The organism is Methylobacterium sp. NFXW15 (assembly GCF_049887755.1).
Classification (GTDB): domain Bacteria; phylum Pseudomonadota; class Alphaproteobacteria; order Rhizobiales; family Beijerinckiaceae; genus Methylobacterium.
In genome coordinates this window covers 97,757-120,608 of the sequence record NZ_JAGEKG010000001.1, presented here as the reverse complement: position 1 = coordinate 120,608, position 22,852 = coordinate 97,757, and the positions used below count along the sequence as shown (strand labels likewise).

Annotated in this window: 23 protein-coding genes; 6 read left to right on the top strand and 17 right to left on the bottom strand. The window is 68.2% G+C overall.

Annotated features, from left to right (window positions below; translation table 11 throughout):
• Positions 1 to 162: 162 nt before the first annotated feature.
• Positions 163 to 741: a polysaccharide biosynthesis/export family protein gene (locus J4O73_RS00585; protein ID WP_426213985.1), complete on the top strand. Its 579-nt coding sequence runs from the start codon at positions 163 to 165 to the stop codon at positions 739 to 741.
• Here J4O73_RS00585 and J4O73_RS00580 read toward each other — a convergent pair whose 3' ends face one another.
• Complete coding sequence (locus J4O73_RS00580) at positions 742 to 1,341, bottom strand: hypothetical protein (RefSeq protein WP_426213984.1); 600 nt, start codon at positions 1,339 to 1,341, stop codon at positions 742 to 744.
• A gap of 99 nt (positions 1,342 to 1,440) precedes the next feature.
• Entirely contained in the window at positions 1,441 to 1,689 is a 249-nt protein-coding gene (locus J4O73_RS00575) for a hypothetical protein (RefSeq protein WP_426213983.1), read from the bottom strand.
• A 294-nt stretch (positions 1,690 to 1,983) separates the two neighbouring features.
• Between J4O73_RS00575 and J4O73_RS00570 the strand changes: the two genes are divergently transcribed.
• The gene (locus J4O73_RS00570; protein ID WP_426213982.1) at positions 1,984 to 2,196 is read left to right on the top strand and encodes a hypothetical protein; all 213 of its coding nucleotides are present in this window, start codon (positions 1,984 to 1,986) and stop codon (positions 2,194 to 2,196) included.
• Between the two features lie 31 nt (positions 2,197 to 2,227).
• Here the strand turns inward: J4O73_RS00570 and J4O73_RS00565 are convergent, their stop codons facing one another.
• From J4O73_RS00565 to J4O73_RS00555, 3 genes are all read right to left on the bottom strand, one after another.
• A complete protein-coding gene (locus tag J4O73_RS00565; protein WP_426213981.1) occupies positions 2,228 to 3,289 on the bottom strand; it encodes a hypothetical protein in 1,062 nt (353 codons plus the stop codon).
• Positions 3,290 to 3,309: 20 nt separating this feature from the next.
• Positions 3,310 to 6,375 (bottom strand): penicillin-binding protein 1A, encoded by a 3,066-nt coding sequence (locus tag J4O73_RS00560; RefSeq protein WP_426213980.1) that lies wholly within the window; start codon positions 6,373 to 6,375, stop codon positions 3,310 to 3,312.
• A 352-nt stretch (positions 6,376 to 6,727) separates the two neighbouring features.
• Positions 6,728 to 8,668, bottom strand: a complete 1,941-nt coding sequence (locus J4O73_RS00555) for a cytochrome C oxidase Cbb3 (RefSeq protein ID WP_426213979.1) — start codon at positions 8,666 to 8,668, stop codon at positions 6,728 to 6,730.
• Between the two features lie 142 nt (positions 8,669 to 8,810).
• Here J4O73_RS00555 and J4O73_RS00550 point away from each other — a divergent pair, with 142 nt between their 5' ends.
• From J4O73_RS00550 to gyrB, 3 genes are all read left to right on the top strand, one after another.
• The gene (locus J4O73_RS00550) at positions 8,811 to 9,455 is read left to right on the top strand and encodes an MBL fold metallo-hydrolase (protein WP_426213978.1); all 645 of its coding nucleotides are present in this window, start codon (positions 8,811 to 8,813) and stop codon (positions 9,453 to 9,455) included.
• A 5-nt stretch (positions 9,456 to 9,460) separates the two neighbouring features.
• Positions 9,461 to 10,429 (top strand): aldo/keto reductase, encoded by a 969-nt coding sequence (locus J4O73_RS00545; RefSeq protein ID WP_426213977.1) that lies wholly within the window; start codon positions 9,461 to 9,463, stop codon positions 10,427 to 10,429.
• Positions 10,430 to 10,650: 221 nt separating this feature from the next.
• The gene (gene gyrB, locus J4O73_RS00540; protein WP_426213976.1) at positions 10,651 to 13,095 is read left to right on the top strand and encodes a DNA topoisomerase (ATP-hydrolyzing) subunit B; all 2,445 of its coding nucleotides are present in this window, start codon (positions 10,651 to 10,653) and stop codon (positions 13,093 to 13,095) included.
• A gap of 422 nt (positions 13,096 to 13,517) precedes the next feature.
• Here the strand turns inward: gyrB and J4O73_RS00535 are convergent, their stop codons facing one another.
• Positions 13,518 to 14,135, bottom strand: a complete 618-nt coding sequence (locus tag J4O73_RS00535; protein WP_050733495.1) for a Uma2 family endonuclease — start codon at positions 14,133 to 14,135, stop codon at positions 13,518 to 13,520.
• A gap of 11 nt (positions 14,136 to 14,146) precedes the next feature.
• Here J4O73_RS00535 and J4O73_RS00530 point away from each other — a divergent pair, with 11 nt between their 5' ends.
• Positions 14,147 to 14,341, top strand: a complete 195-nt coding sequence (locus tag J4O73_RS00530) for a hypothetical protein (protein WP_341776989.1) — start codon at positions 14,147 to 14,149, stop codon at positions 14,339 to 14,341.
• A 117-nt stretch (positions 14,342 to 14,458) separates the two neighbouring features.
• On the opposite strand, the gene J4O73_RS00525 is transcribed toward J4O73_RS00530, so the two are convergent.
• From J4O73_RS00525 to J4O73_RS00475, 11 genes are all read right to left on the bottom strand, one after another.
• Positions 14,459 to 15,238, bottom strand: coding sequence for a COG4705 family protein (locus tag J4O73_RS00525; protein WP_050733497.1), 780 nt, complete (start codon positions 15,236 to 15,238; stop codon positions 14,459 to 14,461).
• Between the two features lie 29 nt (positions 15,239 to 15,267).
• On the bottom strand, positions 15,268 to 16,050 hold the full coding sequence (locus tag J4O73_RS00520) for a COG4705 family protein (RefSeq protein ID WP_050733498.1): 783 nt from the start codon (positions 16,048 to 16,050) through the stop codon (positions 15,268 to 15,270).
• A gap of 29 nt (positions 16,051 to 16,079) precedes the next feature.
• The gene (locus J4O73_RS00515; RefSeq protein WP_050733520.1) at positions 16,080 to 16,487 is read right to left on the bottom strand and encodes a hypothetical protein; all 408 of its coding nucleotides are present in this window, start codon (positions 16,485 to 16,487) and stop codon (positions 16,080 to 16,082) included.
• 68 nt (positions 16,488 to 16,555) lie between these two features.
• Entirely contained in the window at positions 16,556 to 17,332 is a 777-nt protein-coding gene (locus J4O73_RS00510; protein ID WP_050733499.1) for a COG4705 family protein, read from the bottom strand.
• 92 nt (positions 17,333 to 17,424) lie between these two features.
• A complete protein-coding gene (locus J4O73_RS00505; protein WP_007563921.1) occupies positions 17,425 to 18,720 on the bottom strand; it encodes a sensor histidine kinase in 1,296 nt (431 codons plus the stop codon).
• Positions 18,717 to 19,376, bottom strand: a complete 660-nt coding sequence (locus J4O73_RS00500) for a response regulator transcription factor (RefSeq protein WP_050733500.1) — start codon at positions 19,374 to 19,376, stop codon at positions 18,717 to 18,719. Before J4O73_RS00500 ends, J4O73_RS00505 begins: the two co-directional genes overlap by 4 nt.
• 67 nt (positions 19,377 to 19,443) lie before the next feature.
• Positions 19,444 to 19,881 carry an EamA family transporter gene (locus J4O73_RS00495; RefSeq protein ID WP_050733501.1) on the bottom strand — a complete coding sequence of 146 codons (438 nt, stop codon included), beginning with the start codon at positions 19,879 to 19,881 and terminating at the stop codon, positions 19,444 to 19,446.
• A gap of 131 nt (positions 19,882 to 20,012) precedes the next feature.
• Complete coding sequence (locus tag J4O73_RS00490; protein ID WP_007563927.1) at positions 20,013 to 20,621, bottom strand: permease of the major facilitator superfamily; 609 nt, start codon at positions 20,619 to 20,621, stop codon at positions 20,013 to 20,015.
• Positions 20,622 to 20,805: 184 nt separating this feature from the next.
• Positions 20,806 to 21,084, bottom strand: coding sequence for a hypothetical protein (locus J4O73_RS00485; RefSeq protein WP_124262910.1), 279 nt, complete (start codon positions 21,082 to 21,084; stop codon positions 20,806 to 20,808).
• A 225-nt stretch (positions 21,085 to 21,309) separates the two neighbouring features.
• Positions 21,310 to 22,251, bottom strand: a complete 942-nt coding sequence (locus J4O73_RS00480) for a cation diffusion facilitator family transporter (RefSeq protein ID WP_007563931.1) — start codon at positions 22,249 to 22,251, stop codon at positions 21,310 to 21,312.
• Between the two features lie 40 nt (positions 22,252 to 22,291).
• Positions 22,292 to 22,849 (bottom strand): hypothetical protein, encoded by a 558-nt coding sequence (locus J4O73_RS00475; RefSeq protein WP_007563933.1) that lies wholly within the window; start codon positions 22,847 to 22,849, stop codon positions 22,292 to 22,294.
• Positions 22,850 to 22,852: the final 3 nt, after the last annotated feature.

The following is a 22,852-nucleotide window of genomic DNA, read 5'->3' as shown; positions in this document are numbered from 1 at the left end:
TTGCGAACGGTACAGAGACCGCAACCCACATTTGAAAGCGTTAAGGTTGCTTGAGGGTTAATCAGCTTCCGAATTCTTTTAAGACAACTCAGATGGGTCTTGGATAGGGTTCGTTAACCTTAACGCCGTACCAGCAGTTGTATCGACAGTCACAACACGGCGATGGTGATGAACCGGCGCGCATTTGTCTTCGCACTCGGCACCAGCCTGGCCCTCGGCGGTTGCCTGCGGCCGACCTTCCGCACCAACGAGCTCGATGCGACCGGCACGGGTTCGATCAGCGCGCGCTACACGCTCGCTGCGGGGGACCGCCTCAGGGTGATCGTCTTCGGGCAGGACAACCTGTCCAACATCTACACCGTTGACGGCGCGGGTAAGATCGCGATGCCGCTGATCGGTGCGGTGCAGGTGGGCGGGCAGACGACGGGCCAAGCATCGAAGGCCATCGAGGCCAAGCTGTCCTCAGGCTTCGTGCGCGAGCCGCACGTCACCGTCGAGATGGATGCCTACCGGCCCTTCTACATTCTGGGCGAGGTCACGACCTCGGGCCAATACGCCTACGTCAACGGCATGACCGTCGAGACGGCGGTGGCCATCGCGGCCGGGTTCGGCCCGCGCGCCGCCCGCGATTACGCCGTGCTCACCCGCACGACGCCCTCCGGCCTCGTCTCCGGTATCGTGCCGATGACCTATGCCGTGCGCCCCGGCGACACCATCGTCGTCAAGGAGCGGTTCTTCTGATCACTGGGCGGTCCGCCAGGGATTGATGACGCGGATCTCGTCGGAGCGTGCCATCTCCGCCTTGACCTGGGTCTGGGCGGGAACGCCCTTCTTCATCCGCGACACCATTCGCCTCGCTTCGTCGGCGGAGAGGGTCCCTGCGGGCTGGGTCATCGCGGCGAGCAGCTTTCGGGTCTTCTTGTCGATCGCGGCCGATTGGCGGACAGGTTCGAAGTCGCCCATCGTGTGCTGGCGGCCTGTCCGCCCGGCGAAGACCTGCGCGCCGCTCTTGAACACCACGATATCACCGGGTCGCAGCGTGTCGTCCTTCAACAAGGCGGCGGCGGGGCCCTCGCTCATGTCGAGGGGTTTCTGCCGCTCGCTGACGCGGATCTTCACGGGCAGCGCGGCGTAACGGGTCTTGAGTTTGTGGCGGCCATAGCCGACCTGCCGCGACCGGACGGCGGATTTCGCTCCCGCATAAGGATTATAAGCCGGAGACTGCGGTTGCGGTTGCGGTTGAGCGGTGGGCCGCACGCCGAACAGCATTTCGAGGAAGTTGCCCTCGGCCGCCTGGACTGTCGCCACGTGGATGCCGGTACAACCGGCGATCGCGATCACGGCGATACACGCCGCCCTTGCCGTCCGAGATGGCATTAGTCCCGCTCCGGTTGCGCAGATTTGTCGCTACAACCTGTGCGGGTGGAATGCGGTTCCGGCTCAGGCCGGGGCGACCTGCTCGCCCTCACCGACGCAATCGAGGGCTCGCTCAACCGCCGAGATGGCGTCGAGGAGGTGCTGCACCGTCCGCTCCACCTCGATGGGGGGACGGCCGGTGGCAGCGGCGCGCGCACTGACGTCCTCAAGCTGCTCCAGCAGGGTGAGGAGGTCTCCGGCGACGGCGACGACCTCGCAGCGGGCGAGGGTCGCGACGGCGGGACGTGGGCGGAAGGGCAGGACGTTGCTCATCGCCAGCCTTTCTCGCCCGAAACCGCTCCTCTTCGCCAGGGGGGAGGGCGGGGAGTCCCCCATTTTGGGCGGTAACTGGGGCGTGAAAGCGCCGAAGTGGTTTGTTTTCCGTGGCCGCAGAGCCTCGCACATCGTGCAACTGCTTCACGGTGTGGGAAGAAGCCTTGACGCAGAACCCCGGGTCCTGACCTACGATGACGCTCGAGTCAGCATTGGCCGCCTGCCGGACTTTGTACCGTGCCGGACTTGGCTCCGTGCCAAACTTGCCGCCTGCCAGATCTGCCGGGGTTCGCGATGCGTCTTCTGTCCCTCACCGTTTCCGCCCTCGCGGCCCTCGCCCTCGGCGCCTGTTCCAGCACCGATGGGGGTCGTAGCGGCCTTTCCGACAGCCTCAACCTCAGCAATTACCGCGCGTCGACCGACACGAACGGCACGCAGACCCGCCGCGACGTGAACCGCGCCTACACGCAGCCCTCGCTGCCCTCGATCGCCAACCGCGGCATGTGATGGAACGGGGCGGGCTCATCGCCCGCCGCCATCACCGCTTGCCGAGCGCCGTCGCGAATGCGGCGATGCGGTTGCGGGCGTAAACCGGCAGCCCGGCGCTGATCGAGTTGCCGGTGTTGAAGCTCGACTTACCCATCAGCACCTGCGCGGGCAGCAGGTTCTTCAGAACCGGCACACGCGCATATTCGGCCTTGCGGTCGAGCACGTCGCCCTTGATCGCCAGGGCGACGTAGGCGGTCACCACCGTCTTCTGCGGGTCGTTCGGCATCGGCTGGAACACCGCCAGGAATTTGCCGAAGCGCAGGATCTGGTTGACCCAGAAGATCGTCTGTTCGAGCCCGCCCGCCGGAGGAGTCTCGACCTTCGTGAGCGCCGTGAGTGGAGCCGCCTGCGCCGGATCGAGCAGGCGCACCTCGCTCTGGAACGAGACGAACTCCGCGATCTTCTTGGCCGAGCCCTCTTCGAGCTTATTGGCGAGTCGCACGCCGAGCGGGAGCTTGCCTTCCAGGTCGTAGCGGGATTCGATGCAGGCGGCCGCGTTCTCGCACCAGGGCGTGCCGGGCCGCTGGGCGAAGGCGGCCGCCGGGTCCTTGGTCGGCGTCACGTCGGCGGGAGCGATCACGCGGTGCTTGATCGCCGGGTCCATCGCCTGGATAAAGCCGAGATTGGCCAGGGCCTTGAGATCGATCGACTCGGCCGGACGCGCCACCACGAACCGGCCCTCCGCGACATAGACCTTCAGGGTCTCATGGCGGGGCTTGGAGACGCCGTTCAGCGTCACCGTGTAGTCGGGCTCCTTGTAACCGGGGAAGGGCGACAGCGCCTGCGCCTCGGCAGGCCGCGCCTTCAGCCAGTCGAGATAGGGGATAAGGCCGCTCTCCGCGCTACCGCCCTTGTCCTGATGGTCGGTGAACAGGATCTCGCCGGGCTTTAGCGTCGCCGGATCGACGGCGACCACCGAAGACACCTCCCGAACCGGCGCGGCGGCGGTGGCAGGGCTCGCGGCGGGCGTGGCGGTCTGTGCCCATGCGGCGCAGGGCGCGCCGAGGCAAAGGGCGAGGGTGAGGGCGGCAGGAATCTGCGGACGCGGCATCGGAGTCTCGGGAAGGGGCGTCAGAAGCCGGGATCGTCGCCGAACAGGTAGTCGGGATCGCGGCGCCGGGGGCGGCGGGGCGCATCGTCCTCGCCGAAGGGGGATCGGTTGGTCTGGCCGGGCCAGGGGCGATACGGGTCCTCGGGGGCACCGTAGCCATAGCCGTAGGTATCGGCTCCGGCCCGGCGGTTGCGCTGCTGCGCGGGCCGGTCCCCGAACGGATCAAGCAGGTCGGGCTGTGCGCGCTCGCCCGTCATGTTGCCGAGGAAGTCGCCCCGGACATCCGCGCCGTCCTCGGACCCGGCGAGGTCGCCATCCTCGGAATCCGGCCGCATCGCGTAGAGCGTCTCGCGCGGGAGCAGCTTGTAGCGGGTGTCGGTCATCTGGCCGTTCCCGCCGAGGCGGAAATGCTCCACGAAGCTGCCCCCGCCCGGCGTGCCGCTGCGCGGATCGACGGAGACGTCTGCGATGAGCGGCCGGGTTTCGGGCGAGGGGCCGCGCAGGGGCGTGCGCGGGATGCCGTTCGCCCAGGCCGCCTGGAAGATCGCTCCCGCGATCGGCACCGAGACGTGGCCGCCGGTCTGGCCGCGCCCGAGGGTGCGGCGGATGCCGTCCGCGTTGTCGTAGCCGACCCAGACCACAACGGTGATCTCGTTCGAGAAGCCCGCGAACCACGCGTCGTTCTCGTTCTCGGAGGTGCCGGTCTTGCCCGCGACGCTGTTCGAGAACTTGGACAGGGCGGCGGCGGTCCCGTGCTGGGTCACGCCCTGGAGCATGGTCTTGAGTTGGTAGAACGACACGCGGTCGGCCGAACCGATCCGCACCGGCTCGCGGTCCGAATGGGTGAAGACCGGCTTGCCGTCCTTCTCCACGGATTCGAGCGCGTAGGGCGTGGGGCGCAGGCCCTCGTTGGCGACGGCCGCATAGAAGCCCGCGAGGTCGAGCATCCGCACCGGCTGCGCGCCGAGGACGAACGGATAGTATCGCTCGCATTCGGCGTAGATCTGCGCTTCCAGGGCGATGTCACAAACGCGCTTCAGGCTGTCCGGGGCCTTGGGAGCGATGCCGCCCTGAAGCAGCCGCGCGGTGACGAGGTTCTTGGAGAATTCGAGGCCCCGGCGGAGGGTCGTCGGGCCCGAGCCGCCACCCTCGTAGTTCTTCGGCGACCACGAATCCCCGGCGCCCCCGATGGGCGGTAGGGTGACCGGGCTGTCGAGGACCAGGGTGTTCGGTTGCAGCCCGGAATTGAGGGCCGCGAGATAGGTGAGGGGCTTCAGCGTCGAGCCCGGCTGGCGCACGGCCTGCGTCACCCGGTTCAACTGACTGAGCGGGTAGGAGAAGCCGCCCGCCATGGCGAGGATGCGCCCGCTCTTGTTCTCCAAGACCAGGGCGGCGCCCTGCACACCGGGGCGGACGCGGATTTGCGCGCGGGGGGCTCCACGCCCTTCGGTGAGCTTCACCCGAACCACGTCGAAGAGCTGGAGCTTCCCGCGGGCGATGCCGGGATCGAGGGTCGCGATGCGCCCATCCTCCAGCCCGACCTTCACCCCGGCGCGTCCGTTTTCCAGCACGACGGCCAGCGGCCAATGCACGTCGTAGAGCACCGGCCGGGCACTCTCCAGCGCCCGTTGCCACGCGGGCTTACCCGCCACGGGCAGGGAGGCGGCAGCCTTGGCCGCACGGGCGGGCTTGCCCTTCTGGGGCTTCGTGCCCTGTTCCGGCTTGATCGCGGCCTCGGGCTTGGCGCCTGTCACCGCCGGAAGGGCCTGGGCCGACGCTTCCGGCGCGGGGGCGGCGGCCTCGATCCGGCGGATGCTGTCGGCGAGGTTCAGTTCCGGCCCGGCGAAGGTTTGGCGGCCGGTGCCTCGCTCGTAGGTCGCGAGCCCGTCCTGAAGGGCGGTTTCCACCGCGCGCTGAAGCGGCGCGTTCACCGTCGCCTTCACCGTGAACGAGGCTGAGGTCAGCGAGTCGAGGCCCGCGACCGTACGTGCCTCCCGCGACAGGTAATCGACGAGGTAGAAACCGGAATCGCGCCGGGCGATCTCCACGGGCTTGAGGCCGAGATCGGCGGTGTTCGCCTTGGCCATTTCGGCGTCGGTGATCACGCCCTCTTCTTTCAGGCGCGCGAGCACGTAGGAACGGCGCTCACGGGCGCGCTCGGGATATTTGTCGGGGCTGTAGAAGTTCGGGCCCTTCGGCATGCCCGCCAGCAGCGCGGCCTCGGGCAGGGTGAGCGCGCCCACCGGCTTCCCGAAATAGCTCTGCGCCGCCATCTCGATGCCGTAGGCGCCCCGGCCGAGATAGATGCCATTGAGATAGAGGCCGAGGATCTGCGGCTTGGGGAGGAGCTTTTCGAGCCGCGCCGCCACGATCATCTCGCGGATCTTGCGCTCGTAGGTGACGTCGTCGCCGACCGAGAGATTCTTCACCACCTGCTGCGTGATGGTCGAGCCACCCGCCGGACGCCCTGGCGAGGCGAGGTTGGCGATGAAGGCGCGGATCACGCCGCGCTCGTCGATGCCGTGGTGGCTCTCGAACCTTTTGTCTTCGGCGGCGATGAACGCCTTCTGTACCAGGGTTGGCACCGCGGTGATCGGCACCACGAGGCGCCGCGCGTTCGGCTCGAAGGTCTCGGCGAAGGGCTTGCCTGAGGCGTCGAGGATGCGGCTCATGCCCGGCAGGGCCTTGTCCCGCAGGGTCTCCGCGGCGGGCAGGTCCTTGGTAGCGTTGTCGTAGAACTCGATCACCGCCTTCGCGTCGAAGGGAGAGTTCGGCGGGTCCTCGCCCTTGCAGAACTGTTTGTAGCTCGTGTTCAGTTCGTTGATGTCGAGCCCGTGCAGGATCTTCGGTGCAGAAGGACCCGCGACTGTCGAAGGATCCTCCATCGCCGTCGAGATCAGATCATCGAGGTTGATATCCTCGATATCGAACGCCTTGCGCATGTGGGCGCAGCCGTCCCGCAGAATGCGAATGACCTCCGGCCCGTCCTTGGCAGGATCGAATTGCGTCCGCAGCGAGTCCGGCCGGGTCGTGACCTGGCTCAGCGTCAGCGCAGTGGCAAACAGCTTGATGAGGATGATGTTCATACAGGCCGGGGCGGCGGGACGCAGTGGTCGGCGGGACGTTGAGGCGTCCAGACTGAACAGGGCGTGCACATCGCGGCTGATTTATGATGAGCGCCGGATGTCGCTCTTGCGGTGGGCAACGAAGAGGGCGGGCTTGTGGCGCCGCGCCGTCGAGGCTAGGTTCCGCGCCCCGGACAGAAAAAAGGCCACCCCCGAAGGAGTGGCCCGAAGTCTAGGGAGGAAACGCCCAAGAAGGGCAGCAGGACCGCGACGCCATCGCGTTCCTGCGATGCAACAAGTACGATGACGCGCTGCACCCAACAAGAGACGGGGCGTCGCGCCGGCATTGCGTCCAACGCATGGCTCAGCCGTTTCAGGGCGTCGGCAAGTCTTCCGTGAGCCGATCGATAGATAAGAGATAGGTGATCAAGGCGTCCTGTTCGGCGCCGGTGAAGCCTGCGGGCTCATCCGCCCAGTAGCTGTGGCCCTTCCCGGTGGCTCGCGCCGTGCGGGCTTTCTCCGATCTCTCGTTGGCCGCGACGATCGTGTCGCGGATGCGCCGGTCGATCAGGGCGCGCAGGCTGTTTGCCGGATCGGGAGAGACGCCCTTCTCCAAGGTGCCCGGCAGGCCGAGATCCTTTTGGGCATCCGGCCCGACAGCGATTCCGGAATCGTGCAGGTAGGGGGCGCTCCACGCGAGGCCGACGAGGTTCGGGACCTTGTATCCGCCCTCGGTACCGCCCTGTCCCCAGGCGAGTAGCAATTGCGCACGCTTGTCCTCGGGTATGGGGAGGGGGACGAGCTTCGGATCCTTGGGGAGGGGGAAGGGCGTGTCCGTGGCGAACATGGCGGGGCTTGCGAGCCGCGCCTCCATCTTCGCACCCGCCTTGGCGCGGGTCGGTTCGGTGCCGATCTCGGCGGCGGGGACGACCCGGTGGTTGGTCAGGGCGGGGCCGGAATGGCACCCGGCGCAGCCCGCGCGCTCGAACGCGGCCCGGCCCTGACGCACGCGCTCGGGGTTGGCCTTGAGCTGCGGCGGGCGCAGCAGGTTCTGGAAGGCCGACATGGCGTTGTTGGCATGGTTGGCCGCCTCGCCGGGTACGGAGGCGAAGAGACCGTTATCGGTCATGTAGTTGGTGGCTGGATAAGTGGGCAGCACCGCGTAGCTGTTGAGGCCGGGGGCGCCCGGCGTTGGATCGGCGGCGCTCAGCACCTCGGTCGGCCTGTGTTGACCGGCGGGATCGTAGCGCAGCGGCCCCTCGGGCGCACCGCGCAGCAGGATGCCGAGATAGGTCTCCGGCTCCAGGCCGAAGAGCCAGGACGCGGCGGCGGCGAGCTGCGTCGTATCGGAATTCGCCGCATGGACGTTGTTGTTCAGCGAAGACAGGCCCGAGAACGGGCCCAGCGCCTCGCGCCCGCTCCAGCTATAGGGCTCGCCATAGGCGGAAAAGCTTGACGGGATGGAGGTCGGGTTCGTCACCCGGTCTGCCGAAGAGTCGAAGCTGCCGGGCGGCCAACTCGCCACCTGCACCTTGGTCGCCGCCTCCACAGCCTTCGCATCGGGCAAGACGACGCCCTTCGCATCGCTGCTCTTGGCATCGGCCTCCGGGACGCTCGCATGCATGAAGTAGGCGGAGGAATTCTTGGCGAGCGCCATCAACAACCCGGCATTGAGGTCGGTGTTGGGCGCGCCCTCCACCACCTTGCCGCTGCCCGCATCCACCGCCGCGTGGCAGAGGGCGCAGGTGATGCCCATGCGCAGATGGCCTTGATCGTAGAAGGTCTTGATCCCGATGATGAAGGCGCCGCCCTTCGGGACGTCGAGGCCGGTCGGAACCCTCTCGCCTTTCTTGTAGGTCCTGTCGCCGATGGTGATGTCGTGGGCGAGCGGCACCTGAAGGTTGGTCGTGGCCTCGCCCTTCAGGGCGGCTACCGCGCGGACGACCTCGAAGGGTGTGATCGCGCCATCGAGCATGCCCATCACGTCTGTCAGAAAGACTTCGTTGCCGAAGGTCTCGCGGTAGAACGCCTCCCGGCCGCGCGCGACAAGGGCCGCATCGATGGCGACCGCGCCGCTCGCAGGCGAGAGGGTCTGCCGTCCCTCCTCGGTCTGGCGCAGGGTCTGCGCTTCGGCCTCGGAAATCCGCCGCCCCAGGACGTCGAAGGCCGTGGTCAGCGGGGAACGGCCCGGATTGGCGAGCTCCGCGATATCGGGCATCGGGGCATAACTGAACCGGCCGAGGAGGGCTGTGGCCCCGAGCCCGACGACGAGGACGGCGCCGGTCAGGGCGAGGGCGGTTCGGGTGCGTCCCAACGGGTGGCCTCGGGGGTATCGCCGCGGTTGCCGGCGGCCTCCTTAACCGCCGGGGCACGGGGAAGTTCGTTTGGGTAAGGTGCGGGCGGCGTTCGGGCGCGTTAGAAGGGGCGACCTTCCGATCACCCACGAGCCCGCCTCCATGCCAGGAACGCCCCGCGCCGGGATCATCCCGGTTACGCCCTTCCAGCAGAACTGCACGCTGATCTGGGACGACGCCACCAAGGTCGGCGCCGTCGTGGATCCCGGCGGCGACCTCGACCGGATCCAGGCGGCCATTGCGGAACAGGGCGTGACCGTGGAGAAGATCCTCCTCACCCACGGCCATGTCGATCACGCCGCCGGAGCTGACGAACTCCGTGAACGGCTCGGCGTGCCGGTCGAGGGGCCGCACCTCGCGGACAAGTTCCTGCTCGATTCCCTGCCGATGACCGCCGCGCAATACGGGCTCGACCCGGCCCGGCCGATCACGCCCGACCGCTGGCTCGATCAGGGCGACGTGGTGCAGGTGGGCCAACTGACCTTCGACATCCTTCACTGCCCCGGCCATTCGCCGGGCAGCGTCGTATTCGTGAGCCGTGACGCGCGCTTCGCCCTCGTCGGCGACGTGGTGTTCAAGGGCTCGATCGGCCGGACCGACCTGCCGGGCGGCAACCACGAGCAGTTGATCCGCGCCATCAAGGAGAAGGTGCTGCCGCTGGGCGACGACGTCGCCTTCATCCCCGGTCACGGCCCCACCGGCACGCTCGGCGAAGAGCGCGCCTCCAACCCGTTCCTGCAGGGCTGAATCCCATGGACAAGCGCCGCATCGGCCGCTCCGCCCTCTCGGTCGCCCCGTTCTGCCTCGGCGGCAACGTCTTCGGATGGACGGCGGACGAGGCGACCTCCTTCGCGATTCTCGACCGCTTCGTGGAGCAGGGCTTCGACTTCATCGACACGGCGGATGTCTATTCCCGTTGGGCGCCTGGCCATCGTGGAGGTGAATCCGAGGCGGTGATCGGCCGCTGGCTCGCCGCGCGCCCCGGGGCGCGGGAGAAGATCGTGCTCGCCACCAAGGTCGGCATGGATATGGGCGAGGCGGGCAAGGGCCTGTCCGCCGCCCATATCGAGCGCTCGTGCGAGGCCTCGCTCCGCCGTCTGCAGACCGACCGGATCGATCTCTACCAATCGCATGTCGACGATGCCGACGTGCCCTTCGAGGAGACGCTCTCCGCTTATGACCGGCTCGTCCAAGCCGGGAAGGTGCGGGTGATCGGCGCTTCGAACTACGAGGCGGGGCGGCTCTCGCAGGCGCTCGCGGTCTCGCAGGAAAAGGGGTTGCCGCGCTACGAGTGCCTTCAGCCGGAATACAGCCTCGCCGCGCGGGGCTACGAGGCCGAGCTGGAGCCCCTGTGCCGGGCGGAAGAGATCGGCGTGATCGGTTACTTCTCCCTGGCGGCAGGCTTCCTCACGGGCAAGTACCGCGAGGCCGGGTCGGCTGCCGGGCGGGCGCGGGAGAACCGCGTGGCGCCCTACCTCAACCCGCGCGGCTTCGCGCTGCTCGACGTGCTCGACGCGGTGGCGCGCGACCACGGGGCAAGCCCCGCCCAGGTGGCTCTCGCCTGGATCATCGCCCGGCCCGGCATCACAGCCCCCATCGCCAGCGCGACCTCCGTGGCGCAACTGGACGAGTTGCTGGGCGCGGCGCGGCTGGCCCTCCCGGCCGAGGCCATCGCCCGGCTCGATCAGGCAAGTGCGGGTGGCATCAACAGGGAGGGCTGAACCCGCCTTCGCTCACAAACTCAAGGCGGTTCGAAGGGGCGTAGGGGACGGCATCCACAGGGTGCCCGAAGCGCAGGCACGGCCTCGGCCGCCAGGGCCATAAGTGCGTGCATCGGCAGCAGAAAACCCCTATATTGGGCGAACAGGAAGCATGAGCGGGCTGGCGCCCTCGCTGCGTACACGCACAGCGCGAGGTGCCTGCCGCCCGCCCGAGGAATTTCATGGCCGATACACCCGAGACCCAGCCTGCCGAGTATGGCGCTGAATCGATCCGCGTGCTCAAGGGGCTGGATGCCGTCCGCAAGCGCCCCGGCATGTACATCGGTGATACCGACGACGGATCCGGCCTCCACCACATGGTCTACGAGGTGGTCGACAACGCCATCGACGAGGCGCTGGCGGGCCATGCCGACCTCGTGACCGTCACGCTGAACTCCGATGGCTCCTGCACCGTGACCGACAACGGCCGCGGCATCCCGGTGGACATCCACAAGGAGGAGGGCGTCTCGGCGGCCGAGGTCATCATGACCCAGCTGCACGCGGGCGGTAAGTTCGACCAGAACTCGTACAAGGTCTCAGGCGGCCTGCACGGCGTGGGCGTCTCGGTGGTGAACGCCCTCTCGCAATGGCTGCGGCTTCGCATCTGGCGCAACGACCAAGAGCATTCGATGGAGTTCCGCCACGGCGATGCGGTGGAGCCGCTGAAGGTGGTCGGCCCTGGCGAGGGCAAGCGCGGCACGGAAGTGACCTTCCTGCCCTCGACCGACACCTTCACGATGATCGAGTTCGACTATCCGACGCTGGAGAAGCGCCTGCGCGAACTGGCCTTCCTCAATTCCGGCGTACGGATCGTGCTGACGGATGCCCGCCACGCCGAGAAGAAGCGCGAGGAGCTCTACTACGACGGCGGCATCGAGGCCTTCGTGCGCTACCTCGACCGGTCGAAGAAGCCGATCGACGGCATGACGAACCCGGTCGTCGTCCGCGCGGACCGGGACGGGATCCGGGTCGAATGCGCCTTCTGGTGGAACGACTCGTTCAACGAGACCGTCCTGCCCTTCACCAACAACATCCCGCAGCGGGATGGCGGCACGCACATGGCGGGCTTCCGCGCCGCCCTGACCCGCCAGATCACCGGCTACGCCGATAGCTCCGGCGTGTCGAAGCGCGAGAAGGTCTCGCTGACCGGTGAGGATTGCCGCGAGGGGCTGACCGCCGTCATCTCCGTGCAGGTGCCGGACCCGAAATTCTCGTCGCAGACCAAGGACAAGCTCGTCTCGTCCGAAGTCCGCCCGGCGGTGGAGAACGTGCTGAACGAGGGACTCTCGACCTGGCTCGAAGAGAACCCGCAGCAGGCCCGCGTGGTGATGAGCAAGGTCGTGCTCGCGGCCTCGGCCCGCGAGGCGGCGCGCAAGGCGCGCGAAACCGTGACCCGGAAGGGCGCGCTCGACATTGCTTCGCTGCCCGGCAAACTCGCCGACTGCCAGGAGCGCGATCCGACCAAGTGCGAGATCCTGCTGGTCGAGGGCGACTCGGCTGGCGGTTCGGCCAAGCAGGGGCGGGACCGCGCCTTCCAAGCCGTTCTTCCGCTGCGCGGAAAAATCCTCAATGTGGAGCGTGTCCGCGCCGACCGCATGCTGTCATCGGCCGAGATCGGCACGCTCATCACGGCGCTCGGCGCCGGGATCGGCCGCTCCTCGACCGACCGCGAGGGCTTCAATCCGGACAAGCTGCGCTACCACCGCATCATCATCATGACCGATGCCGACGTGGACGGCTCGCACATCCGCACCCTGCTGCTGACCTTCTTCTTCCGGCAGATGCCGGAGCTGATCGACCGTGGTCATCTCTATATCGCGCAGCCGCCGCTCTATAAGGCCGAGCGCGGGCGCCGGGCGATCTACCTGAAGGACGAGCGGGCACTCGAAGATTACCTGATCGAGCAGGGCGTCGAGGGCGCGGTGTTGCGTCTCTCCACGGGCGCCGAATTCGCCGGGCCGCAACTGCGGGCGCTGGTGGACGAAGCGCGGGCCTTCCGCGGCATCCTGCAGGGGCTGCACACCCGCTACGACCGCTCGGTGGTGGAGCAGGCGGTGCTGGCGGGCGCCTTCGAGCCCGAGCTCGAGAACCGGCCCGGCGAGGCCGAGGTGCTCGCGGACGTCACTGCCAAGCGTCTCGACAACATCGCCGACGAGATCGAGCGCGGCTGGCAGGGCGAGGTCGCCGAAGGCGGTTATCGCCTCACCCGCACCTTGCGCGGCGTGACGCAGGTGGCGATGCTCGATGCGGGCCTCGTGACCTCGCAGGAGGCCCGCCGCCTCGCGGAGCGCGCCGATACCTTCCGCGAGATCTACGGCGAGGCCGTCACCCTCGTGCGCAAGACGGACGAGACGGTGCTTCACGGGCCGGTCGGCCTGTTCGAGGCGGTGATGGCCTTTGGCCGCAAGGGCCTGCAATTGCAGCGCTACAAGGGCCTCGGCGAGATGACCGCCCAGCAGCTCTGGGAGACGACGTTGGACCGCGATGTGCGCTCGCTGCTCCAGGTGAAGGTGAAGGACGCCACCGATGCGGGCGATCTCTTCGTCAAGCTGATGGGCGACGTGGTCGAGCCCCGCCGGGAGTTCATCCAGGAATACGCGCTCACCGTCTCGAACCTCGACGTGTGAACGCTTGCGATGTAATTTCTCAGTAAAATATGTCCCGGGAAGCGAATTATGTGGACCGATTTACTGAGAAGCCTGACCTCGCCGGCGTATCGGCAGGTTTTCAGGTTGGGAGAGCATTGATTCAGAGATGCTCTCCGCTGTCAACATCAAGCTTTCGTCAGTGCCCTTTGGTGACCGAGATCCAACGCTTTGAGGTCGGTTACCTGCTGAGCGCCATGGCCGCCCTAGCCGTCGGGGTACGGACCGCTTAGGTTCGGAGTGGGTAATGAAGACGGGGTTCCATCCGGCGTTGGTCGTCGCGGCGGGTGCCAGAGCGGGCAAACACCCCCGCAACGTCGACCGGGCGTTGGAGGACGCCCAAGCCCTCATGGGGCCGCCCCCCTTCGGTTATGATTAAGCCGCCCGGCTCCTGAAAGGACTGCCTAATAGTAAGTGCTGGCGCTCAGAACAGCATCCAGCCGGTTCTGCAGCCGCTCCGGCAGTACGGACTTCCAATCCACCATCGCGGGCGTACCGACCAAGCCGACGATGGCAGCTACGGCCGCCTCACACTCGCCGGCGTCCATCTCCGTAACCATGGCGTAGATGTCCGGCGAGCGTGGAAGACCCTTCATCCCCGCAATGCCCGATACCTGAACGGTGGCAAACGTGGCTTGGGTAGCGAGGTCGCCGCCCTCCGTGGCTAGCAGCGGGATGGACGAGTAGAAATCGTCGAGCCTCAACTCGACCCCGATGGCCGCTAGCCGAAGGACGGCGTCCGGTCCTTGTAGGAGTTCGTAGTGCCATCCGTCTCCCTGACGGTGGAAGAATCCGACCCGGCGTTGGTCCTGCGCGACATGGACGAAATGCATGAGGTCGTGCAGCGTCTGGTATTCGAGCCATTTCCCGCCGCGGTCGTACCGTTCGGTCGCGGGGGGCAGAACCTCCACGATGACGGTCGCCGAACGGACGCTGTTGGTCTCCGGATCCGGTTCGACGGTATCCCCGCAGGCGACGAAGACATCCGGGTAGACGCGTGCCGTTCCCGCTTGGAGCCGCATCGTCTGACGTAATGACGCGCACGGCCCGCCGGGGGGAGGCGGTCGGCAATCAGGTTATCGAGGCACCGGGTCAAGGCATGGTGGGCGATGGAGCCGCCGACCAGCATGCGGACAACCTGCCCGTCGATGTACTCCAGCCGCTCCCCTTCCTCCGCCGCTTCGCAGAGGCGTTCGTACTCATCCCGCCCGATGAAGTCGTCGCGTAATGCAGCGGGCATGCTTTGGCACTATAGGTTCCCCCTCATCATACGCTTGGACGTGGCGATCCGGAAGCTTTGGGCAAGGCACGGTGGCCGTTCGGCGCTCGCACGGGAACGTCCGGGTCAGCGCGACGCCTGTGCTCCCTCTGTCGGATGCTGACCGGCCCTTTGCGGGAGGAGGACGATGAGCGCGACGATGAAGGCCGCGATCACGGCGGAGGCGAGCGGCCGGCTCAGGTTCAACCCGCCGTCGGCGACCGGCTTGTCGAGGAAATCGCCCACCGTGGCCCCGAGCGGGCGGGTCAGGATGAACGCCGCCCAGAAGAGCGTGACGCGCGAAACCGAGGTCCGGTAGTAAAGGGCGACGACGACCGCGAGCGCCGCCGCGAAGACGAGGGCGCCGCCCTCGTAGCCGAGGCCGCCGGTGTCCGCGAGCCAGTCGCCGAGCGCGGTGCCCAACGTCTGCGAGAAGGTGATCGCCCCCCAATAGAACGCTTCGACCCGGGGGGTCGAAACCGTGTTCACCGACACGGTGCCCTCGGTCGCGTACCAGAGCCCGAGCACGGCCGCGAGGCAAACGAGGAGCAGGGTCGACCCGCCGGTGTACCCGATGCCGAGCGAGCGGTCGGCGAAGTCCGCCATCGTCGTACCGAAGGTGGTCGAGGCGACGATCGTGGACCAGTACAGGACCGGGTGGAACCGCTTCGACATGACCTGGGCGACCACGAGCGCGACCAGCAGCACGGCGAACAGGGCGGTACCGGCGAGGTAGCCCCAATTGAGGGTCATGGTGACGGTATCGCCGCCGGTCTCCCCGAGCGTCGTGGCCAGGATCTTGATGATCCAAAAGCCCAGCGTGACCTCCGGCACCTTGCTCAGAGCGCGTTCGTAACGGTCGTCCATCGGACCTGCTCCTTCTTCGAGGGGAAACCTCACGGCGCGTCGGCGCAGGCCGCCCGGCGACCGGCACGCTGCGGGATGAGGAGGACGAGCCCGGCCATGACGAGCGCGAGCACGCCGGAGATCGTGATGTCGTCGATGCCCAGGCCGCCGGAAGCGACTGGCTTGTCGAGCGAGTTGGCGAGGGTGGCGCCGAGCGGCCGCGTCAGGACGAACGCCGTCCAGAACAGCATCGGCCTGGAAACGCGCGTTCGCAGTTGGAGGGCCGTGACCACGACCAGCGCGACGAGGATGAGGAGCGCGCTCCCGTTGTACCCGAGTCCGCTGCTGTCGGCCATCCAGTCGCCCAACGCGGTGCCGAGCGTCTGGGAGAACATGACCGTGGCCCAATAGAAACCTTCGGCCCGCGGGGACCGTACCGTCTCCACGGCGACCGTGCCGAGCGTGCGCTTCCACAGGATCAGGGTCGCGACGACCAATCCGAGCAACACCAGGGACCCGCCCGCGTAGCCGATGCCGAGGGACCGGTCGCAGAAGTCGGCGAGGGTCGTGCCTGCGAGCGTCGTCGCGGTGACCACGGCCCAGTACAGGAGCGGCTGGAAGCGGTCCGCCCGGACCTGTGCGGCGAGCAGCACCGCCAGGGCGGCCCCGAAGATCGCCGTGCCGGCGAGATAGCCGAGACCGAGCGTCAACGTGACCGCGTTGCCGCCGACCTCGCCCAACGTCGTGGCCACGATCTTGATGGCCCAGAACCCGGCGGTGGCTTCTGGCACTTTGGCGGGTTCGACGTGTCCGGGTCGCTCGGTCGGTTGCATCGGGCTGCCGTGGGAAAGCGAGGGCTGGCTCACGCGGTGTGGGTCTGGTCGATGATGGCGAGCAGGTCGTCGACCGCGCGACGGCAGGCGGCCGGATCGGGGTTCGAAGCCCGCAACGCGTCGAGGGTGCGGTCGATGGCCTTGTCCACGACGTGCCAGTCGGCGGCGGCTCGCGGCTTCAGGCCGGCCTCGGACGCGTCCCAGGACAATTCCAGGTCCTTGATGCGCGTCTTGGCGGCGGCGAGGTCGCCCCGGTCGGTCATCGCCTTTACGTCGACGACGATGGTCCGGAACTTGGAGAGGTCGCCGAGCTTCGAGGCCGCCATCGCCTTGGGCGTCGCTCCGACGGCGGCGTCCTGCATCGCCTGCAGGCCCAGGGGGGCGGCCGTGGCGCCGATGACCGTCGCGGCGATGGCGGCGAGGAGGATGTTTCGCATGGTCATTCGCTCCGTGTCGTGCGGCGTTGGAAGGACTGGAGGATGGGGATGCGGGAGGCGGCGGACGGTCAGGCCCGCCGCTGTCCGGCCGGCTCGCCAGGGCGTCCGGAGACGAGGCTCAGGGACGTCACCAGGGCGACGATGACGGCGAAGAAGGCGAGGCTGGTGGAGGCCGTGCCGAAGCCGAGGCCGCCGTATTCCCGTGCCTGCGACAGCAGATCGCCCAGCGATGCGCCGAGGGGGCGCGTGACGATGTAGGCGAGCCAGAAGATCGTCACCGGGTTCGTGCCGAGGCGCCAGGCGAGGGCGAGGGCGGCCAGCATCGTGCCGAAGATGACGACGCCGAGATTGAAGCCGAGCCCCAGCGCCTCGGTAGCCAGGTCGCCCGCGGCCGTGCCGAGCGCGAAGGTCAGGAGGATGGCGAGCCAGTAGAACGCCTCGCGGCGCCGGGTCACGATGGCGTGGATCGAGAGCGTCCGCTCGGTCGCGTACCAAAGGGCGAACACGGTGGCGAGGGCGGCCGCGAACACGCCGGTGCTGACGAAGAGGCTCACGCCGAGCTTGTCGGTCAGGATGTCGGTAACCTGCGTGCCGACCACGCTGACGAGGACGACGGTCGACCAATAGGTCCAGGGCAAGTAGCGCCACTCGCGCACCTGCAGGGCGAGGACGGCCGCGAGGAGGCCGGCCGTGAGGGTGGCGGTGACGGCGGCACCCAGGCCGACGTTCACCGCGAGGTAGTCCGCGCCGGTCTCGCCGACGGTCGTGGACAGTATCTTGATGACCCAGAAGACCGCGGTGACCTCCGGTACCTTGTTCAAGATCTGGCGCTGGATCTCGCTCATCCCCGTCTCCCGTCCGTCATGGTCGGGCACCGTGATAGCGAGCCATAATGAGGGCAGAATGAGCTTCGTCCAAAGGAGCCGCAGGCTCGGCCTCAGGCCGGCAGTCTGACGGTTGCGAGGGTCCCCTGCCCGTCACGTCGGTTTTCGACCGTCAGGCCGAGGTCGTTGCGCTCCGCGATGCGGCGGGCGATGGCGAGCCCGAGCCCTGTGCCTTCGACTTCCGGTGGCGCGGCCCGGAAGAAGCGGTCGAACAGGCGGCCCTCGCTTCCCGGCGGCAGCCCGCAGCCGGTGTCCCGAACCGTGACGACGCACGCACCGTCCCGGTTCAGCAGACGGACGTCGACCTGGCCTCCGGACGGCGTGTAGCGCAGGGCGTTGTCGACGAGGTTGGCGAACAGGACGCGGACCTCGTCCTCCGACGCGTGAAGCGTCGCGGGTGTCTCGATATGCACGCCCAGGTCGATGTCCTTGCGCTCGGCGAGCACGACGTGGTCGGCGACGCAGTCGAGCAGGAGCTGGCCGAGGTCGACGGATGCAGGACGCGCCTCGGCACCGTCGTCGAGCCGGGCGAGACGGAGCAGTTGATCCACCAGCCGGTTCGCCCTCCGGAGGCCGTCCGCCAGCGCCGTACGCCGCGCGTCGCTCCCGCCACCGGCAGGCCCGCCGAGGGAGTCGAGTTGGATCTGCATCGCGGCGAGCGGCGTACGCAGTTCGTGCGCCGCGTCGGCGACGAACCGCTTCTGGGCGGCCAGAGCGGCCTGCAGGCGAAGGATGAGCCCGTTCATGGCCTCGACGAGGGGCGCCACCTCCGTCGGCACGCCGCGCGTCGGCAAGGGGCCTTGGGCGGCGGCGCCGCGCCCGGCGAGGTCATGCACCAAGCCGTCGAGCCGCCCGAGCGCCCGGTTCATCGCCCAGCCGACGACGATCCACGACAGCGGGACGAGGAGCAGCAGGGGGGCCACGGCACCGAGCGCCGCATTGCGTGCGAACTCCGCCCTCACGACGTCGCGCTGGGCGACCCGGACCGTCGTTGTGCCGTTGGCGGTCGTGTATGTGCGCCAGAGCTCGCCGCCCATGACGACGTTCGCATATCCCGTGCGGCCGGGGTGGCGGACGTCGACGCCGCGGTCGTCGCGCAGGACCTGCCCGTCCTTCCAGATGGTGACGGCGAGTTGGTCCTCCGGGTCCTGGTCGGCGGCGGGCGGCGCGTCCGCGTCCGTTAGCCCGGGACCGGCGTTGAGGGCGACTTGCCGCAACTGCCCGTCGAGGAAATCGGCCGCCTCGATCCGCGCGAGGGCATAGGCCGCGACCATCGCGGCCAAGCCGATTCCGGCGAGCAGGGCGGTCATCCAGACGAGCGTCGTGCGGCGCAGGGAGGCGGCCCTCATGGCTTGGGTACCATCCAACCTGCGCCGCGGACATTCAGGATCACGCCCTTGCCGACCTTTCGACGGACCGTGAGGATCAGGGCGTCCACCGCGTTGCTCTCGACCTCCTCGCCCCACCCGTAGATGCGTTCCTCGATCTGCGCACGAGAGAGGATGCGCCCCGGTCGCTCCATCAGGGCGTGCATGAGGGCGTATTCGCGCGCCGACAGGACCGCGACGGTCCCGGCGTGGGACAGGACGTGGCTTTCCGTGTCGAGTTCGGTCTCGGCGGCCACGAGCCGCGCGCTCGCCCGCCCGGCCCGACGGCGCAGGATGGCCCGCATCCTGGCGAGCAGCTCGCGCATCTCGAACGGCTTGACCAGGTAATCGTCCGCCCCGAGGTCGAGGCCTGCGACGCGGCTTTCGAGGCCGTCCCGCGCCGTGATGATGAGCACCGACGTGTCGATCCCGGCCGCCCGGGCGGATCGAAGCACCCGAAGTCCGTCCCCGCCCGGCAGGCCGAGGTCGAGCAGCGCGAGCGCGTGGCCGCCGTTGAGCAGGGCCGTCTCGGCCTCGCCGCCGTCGCGGACCCAATCGACGGAATAGCCCTCGGCCGAGAGGCCGTTCGACAGCCCTTCGCCGATCATCCGGTCGTCCTCGATCAACAGCACGCGCATCGGTCGGTCCGTCCGGTTTCGAGCCCTCGCCCTGGACTGCGCCGCGACGCATCCCTTCCCGCCGGCTTCATCCTCGATAGGCGACGAGCACGGCCCCGGCGGCGATGAGGGCGACGCCGAGCCAATTCGGTGGAGATAGACGTTCGCCGAGGAAGACGACCCCGAAGACGGCCACCAGCACGACGCTGAGCTTGTCGACCGGGGCCACGCGGCTGGCCTCGCCGAGCTTGAGGGCGCGGAAGTAGCAGATCCATGAGCCGCCCGTGGCGAGGCCCGAGAGCACCAGGAACACGTAGGTCCTGGCCGAGACCGACCCGACCGGTACCCACTGGACCGTGCCGACCAGGATGGCGCCGAGGGCGCAGAGTATGACGACCGTGCGGATGAAGGTGGCGAAGTCGGAATTGACGTTCTCGATGCCGACCTTGGCGAAGATCGCGGTCAACGCCGCGAAGGCGGCAGAAAGCAGCGCCCACAGCTGCCAGGATCCGAGCAACGTCCTCATGCCGTGTTCCCCTCGATGCGGACCTGCCGCGACGCAATCCTCACGGCCCCCGACAGACCATCGGATGAGGGATGTCCGGCACCCGACGCCCCCCCCTGAGCGTCGCCGTTCCAACGCTCGCCGTGTGGTTCCTAATTCGCCCTGGACGGCCATTGCCGATGCAGGTCGTCGATGACGAAAGCATGCTCGTGCCGGCCCTGACCGATCCCCCGCACGTGGGGGTGGGACGGGTCGAGGTCCGCGTGGGCATGTGCGACGACGTCCGGGTCGGATGCAGGCCAAAGCATGGCCGCCGCCGCGACGCCCGCGACGGTCAGGGCGCCGAGTGCCGCCAGGGTCGCGGGCATCCCGACGGCAGCGCCGAGGCAGCCCGCCAGCGGGTAAGTGAGGAGCCACGACGCGTGCGAGAGCGCGAACTGGGCGGCGGAGTAGCCGATCCCAAGGACGAGCCAGGTCCCGAGCAGTACGGGCCAGCCGATGGCCCCGCACCAGGTCAGGGCAGCGACCCCGACGAGGACGACTCCGAGGAAGGCGGCGGACGGCAGCATCACACCCCTGTCGGACAGGCGGTCCAGGACCCGCGGTAGGACCAGGGCGGCGGCCATCGAGCCCGCGCCGAAGGGTCCAAGGGCAAGGGCGACGTCGTGCTGGGGGCGTCCGAGCAGGGCCTGGACGATTACCACGGTATTGACGATGACCATGGCGCCGGCCGCCGCGACGGCGAAATTCAGGGCGAGCAACCCGCGCAGGCGCGGTGTCGCCAGGAAGATCCGCCATGCCCAGTTGGCACTCGATACGGAGACGCCTAAGCCTCAGTGACGGGCCGGGCACCGAGCACAGAAAAGGCGACAGGCGCGTCAGGTCCGCGGGACCTCTGCTCTCCGTCACCAACACTCGATAACTGATAAATGGTCTCATCGGATTTCAACCAAGAGATCTACGCAAATCTTGGACGAATGCCTTCGCGAGCGCCGGCGCCTCGGCCACCACCTCTTCGTAGAACTTGGTCCCCACGGGGCCTGCCTGGGAATAATCCGGGGGCAACTCACCGATTGTCGCCGCGATCTCTGCGAAAACCTCTTCCCGTTCAGGTGCTGAAAGTTTTTGCATGAGAAGGGTCATCATGGCGATGGTCGATGTTCTCAGAACCGCAAGCATCGCCGTTGTCGTCACGGCAAAATGGTGCGTTTGTAGATCATTCATTGAAAACACCTTGCATAGTCAAGCATCATTACTCAGGCATCACTTCATGAGGTGCTTGAAGTATTGGAGAAACAATACGGCCAGAGGCAATCCGATACAGATCGCTATCATCATTCGATCCGCGGCTTTGCGGACGTATGGCCTGACCCGTCGCTTGCGCCGAGGATTTGGCGCCCACTCGCTCTGCAGCCGCGCCGATTTCTTGCTCATGCCGGATGCTCGCCGTCACACGGGCAGGCGCGCGGCCTCGGCCGAAAGCGCCTCGTCCTCGACCTGGACGGTGACGTGCTCGATGCCGTGTCGCTCCTTCACCAGACGCCGGACCGCGCGGATGAGGTCGGGTCCGGCGGCGACGTCGTCCATGACCACGTGGCCGCTCATCGCGTCGAAGCCGGAGGTCAGCGTCCAGGCATGAAGGTCGTAGGCGCGCCGCACGCCAGGCATCGCCTCGATCTCCGTTCGTAGCGCGGCAAGATCGACACCCAGAGGCGTTCCCTCCAGCAGGATGTGAAGCGCCTCGCTCAACAGGCGCCAGGTGCGCGGCACGATGAACAGGCCGATGCCGGCGCCGACCAGCGGATCGACCCATCGCCAGCCCGTCGCCATCACCACGAGGGCCGCGGCGATGACGCCGACCGAACCCAGCATGTCGGAGAAGACCTCGAAGTAGGCGCCCTTGACGTTGAGGCTTTCCGACGATCCGCCCGCGAGGAGTCTCATGCTGGCGAGGTTCACCCCGAGGCCGACGAACGCGACCAGCATCATCGGCCAGCCGAGGATCTCGGTCGGCTCGAAGAAGCGCCGGTAGGCCTCGTACAGGATGTAGGCCGTCACCCCGAGCAGCACGACGGCGTTGGCGAGGGCCGCCAGGATCTCGAAGCGCATGTAGCCGAAGCTCTTGCCCGGCGACGGCGCCTTGGCCGCGTAGTGGATGGCGAGCAGCGACAGCGCGAGGCCGCCGGCATCCGTGACCATGTGGGCGGCATCGGCCAGCAGCGCGAGGCTGCCGGTGAGCAGGCCGCCGACGACCTCCGCGGCCATGTAGGTCAGCGTCAGGGCGAGCGCCCAGGCTAGGCGCCCCTTGTTCCTGCCCGCCGCCGAGCCCGCGGGTATGCCGCCGCCGTGCGAATGCCCGTGGCCGCCGCCGTGCGCGTGTCCGTGTCCCATGTCGCTCCCAGTCTTTCGTTGCCGTCCCGGACCGGCCGCCTCAGGGGCCGGAGGAGCCGATGAGCTCGGCCACGTGCGCGCCGGCGGGGTGTCCGGTCGCGGCGAGGTGGGCGGCCGAGCAGGCCGCGTAGCCGGGACCGAACGCCGCCATGACGAGCTCGTGCCGCCCGTCCGGAGCCTCGCGGCTGGCCAGGAGAGCCCGACCGCCGGGCCAGAGCTCGGAATCGGCCGATGGCCCCGGTGTCGGCTCGCCGTAGCGGCGCACCCCTTCGTCGTGGATGGCGCGGCGCACGCGCGCGAGTTCCTCGCCCGCCAGGGGGAGCCCCACCCAGACGACCTCCTGCAGACCCTCCTCGCGGCAGACCACCAGCACGACCTCGGCCGTTGCCGACCCGACGGCCGGCCGCCAGCCACGCGGGTAGTACAGCGCGGTCAGGTTGGCCTCGCGGTCGGCCTTGAGCGGGCGCGGCACGTCGGCGACGGGCCCCCACGCGAGGCCGAACGGAGCCTCGCCGACGCCTCCGTCCGCGCCCGGAGCCGCACCCGTCAGCGCGAGGAAGGCGAAAGGAGCCGCCAACCAGGTTGGGACGCGTCGCATCTC